The sequence below is a fragment of the Bradyrhizobium sp. genome (assembly GCF_019242285.1).
In the GTDB taxonomy this organism is placed as follows: Bacteria; Pseudomonadota; Alphaproteobacteria; order Rhizobiales; family Xanthobacteraceae; genus Bradyrhizobium.
Genome location: NZ_JAFAVV010000586.1, coordinates 1 through 2,816 on the forward strand (window position 1 = coordinate 1; position 2,816 = coordinate 2,816).

The following is a 2,816-nucleotide window of genomic DNA, read 5'->3' on the forward strand; positions in this document are numbered from 1 at the left end:
GTTGGCGCGTTGATCGTGTCGGGCGCAATCGGGCCGCTGGTGGCGCTGCTTTTGATCGTGTTCGGTGTGCCCGAGGCCAGGACCAGCCGCCACCAGGGCGTTTGCGGCAAGGCGCCGAAACAGAACATCCTCACCCCAGCGCTGATCGTGCTGACGGTTTTCTTCACGCTGCTCGGGCTGTCCAATGCCGGCATCAGCAATTTCGGCGTGGTGGCGCTGATGAACGGCTACGGTATCTCGTTTTCGAAGGCCAACGTCGCGCTGACCGCCTTTTTGGCTGCAAGCGCCATTGGCGTGCTTGCCGGTGGCTTTTTGGCGGACCACACGCACCGCCACGGACAGGTCGCAGCGGTTTGTTTCGGCATCAACGCGGCCATCGTGCTCCTGATCGCATTGGTGGCGCTGCCGCAGGTCCTGCTCACGACGGCCATGACGGCGGCGGGCTTCCTCGGCGGTGTGATCGCCCCTTCGCGCGACATGCTGGTCCGCAACGCGGCTCCTCCGGGCGCTGCGGGACGCGCCTTCGGCATCGTCTCCACCGGATTCAATTTCTCCGGCATCGTCAGCCCGCTGCTGTTCGGCTGGATCATGGACCAGAGCGCGCCGCACTGGATCTTCGGCGCGTCCGCCGTGTTCATGGCGCTGACCGTGCTGCTGGCGCCGTTCACCGAGCGGAAACAACAGGATCGCGCCACCGATACGGCCTTGCAGCCCTGAGTGGCGCACCCGGCGGTTGACAGCATCGGCGCCTGGCCGATGATACCTGTCAATCACAACAAACCCGGGATGAACGCCATGACTGCTAGTCCAGACCTCGTGATCCGCGGTGGCACACTTGCCGACGGAAGCGGCGGCGAATTGTTCGAGGCCGATGTCGCCGTCAAGGACGGCCGCATCGTCGAAGTCGGCAAGATCACAGCGAAAGGCAAGGAGGAGATCGACGCCAAGGGCAAACTGGTCACGCCGGGCTTCGTCGACGTCCACACCCACTATGACGGCCAGGTGACCTGGAGCCAGGACATCACGCCCTCTTCGCAGAACGGCGTCACCACCGCGATCATGGGCAATTGCGGCGTCGGTTTCGCGCCCTGCCGGCCGGACGATCATCTGCGGCTGATCCAGCTCATGGAGGGCGTGGAGGACATCCCGGAGCCGGTGCTGAGCGCCGGCATTCCCTGGGCCTGGGAGAGCTTTCCCGACTACATGGACTGGCTGTCGAAACGCGATTTCGACATCGACGTCGGCGCGCAACTGCCGCACGCGGCGCTGCGCGTCTATGTGATGGGCGAGCGCGGTGCGCGGCGCGATCCCTCGACGGCGGAGGACAACAAGGCCATGGCGGCGCTGGCGCGCGAGGCGGTACGCGCGGGCGCGCTCGGCTTCTCGACCTCGCGCACCCTCAACCACCGCACCTCGACCGGCGATTTCACGCCGACCTTGAAGGCCGGCGAGGACGAGCTCACCGCGATCGCGGAGGCCATGCAGGGCTCGGGCCCGAGCGTGCTGCAATTCGTGCTCGATCTCGCAACCATCAACGAGGATTTTCCGATGATGTTGCGGATCGCCGAGAACACCAGGTGCCCGATCACCTTCTCCCTCGCCCAGAACGACCGCGAGCCGCAGCGCTGGCGGCGCGCGCTCGCCGAGATCAACGCCGCGGCGGCGCGCGGGCTCACCGTCACCGCGCAGGTCGCGGCGCGTCCGGTCGGGCTGCTGCTCGGGCTGGAATTGTCGCGCAACCCGTTCCAGACCCATCCGAGCTACAAGGCGATCGCCAAACTGCCGCTCGCCGAGCGCGTGGCGCGGCTGCGCCAGCCGGAGGTCCGCGCGGCGATCCTCGCCGAGACCGCCAGTTCGACCGACGATCCGCTGTTCTTCCGGCCGAACTACGACAAGATCTACCTGCTCGGCGATCCGCCGGACTATGAGCAGCCGCGCGAGAATGCGCTCGGCCCGCAGGCGCGCCGGCTCGGCAAGCAGCCGGAAGAGCTCGCTTATGACGCGATGCTGTCGGACGAGGGCCGCGGCATGCTCTATGTGCCGTTCGTCAACTATTCCGAGGGCAATCTCGACGCCGTGCGCGAGATGCTGCAGGACCCGCGCTCGGTGCCGGGCCTTTCCGACGGTGGCGCGCATTGCGGCATCATCTGCGATGCGAGCTTCCCGACCTATCTGTTGACGCACTGGACGCGCGACCGCAGCCGTGGCGAGAAGCTCTCGATCCCGTTCGTGGTGGCGGCGCAGTCGCGCAAGACTGCGCTGTCGGTCGGGCTCAACGACCGCGGCGTGATCGCGCCAGGCTTCAAGGCCGACGTCAACGTCATCGATTATGACCGGCTGCATCTGCATCCGCCGAAGGTGCATTACGACCTGCCGGTCGGCGGCCGCCGCCTGCTGCAGCAGGTCGACGGCTATGACGCGACCATCGTCGCGGGCGTGGTGACGCGGCGCGACGGCGTGGCAACCGGCGCGCGCCCCGGCCGCCTGCTGCGCGGCGCGCAGGCAGCCAAGGAGTTCGGTGCGGCAGCGTCGTGAAGCAAACACGATGCGTAGATGCGTAGGGTGCGCTAAGCTTCGCCAGCGCTCGCAAGAGCAAGGGCGAGGCGTACCCACCGTTACACGCCGTGCTGTCGGGAGAATGGTGGGCACGGGCCCTGTGCGCCCTTAGCCCACCCTGCTACAGCGGAGCAAGATCACGCGAATTTCGGCTCGGGGGATTGCGTGGCCAACAGCCGCGCGCGTTCGGTATTGGGCCAGAGCAGCAAGAGGCCGAGCAGGCCGGAGGCGACCAGGATCACCGCATTGACGGTAAAGCC

2 protein-coding genes are annotated in these 2,816 nt (G+C 67.0%); both read left to right on the plus strand.

Annotated features, from left to right (window positions below; translation table 11 throughout):
• A partial coding sequence (locus JOY90_RS23835; protein WP_291693567.1) for an MFS transporter occupies nt 1–717 on the plus strand: 717 nt, incomplete at its 5' end.
• A 78-nt stretch (nt 718–795) separates the two neighbouring features.
• Entirely contained in the window at nt 796–2,535 is a 1,740-nt protein-coding gene (locus JOY90_RS23840) for an amidohydrolase family protein (RefSeq protein WP_291693568.1), read from the plus strand.
• Nucleotides 2,536–2,816 lie beyond the last annotated feature (281 nt).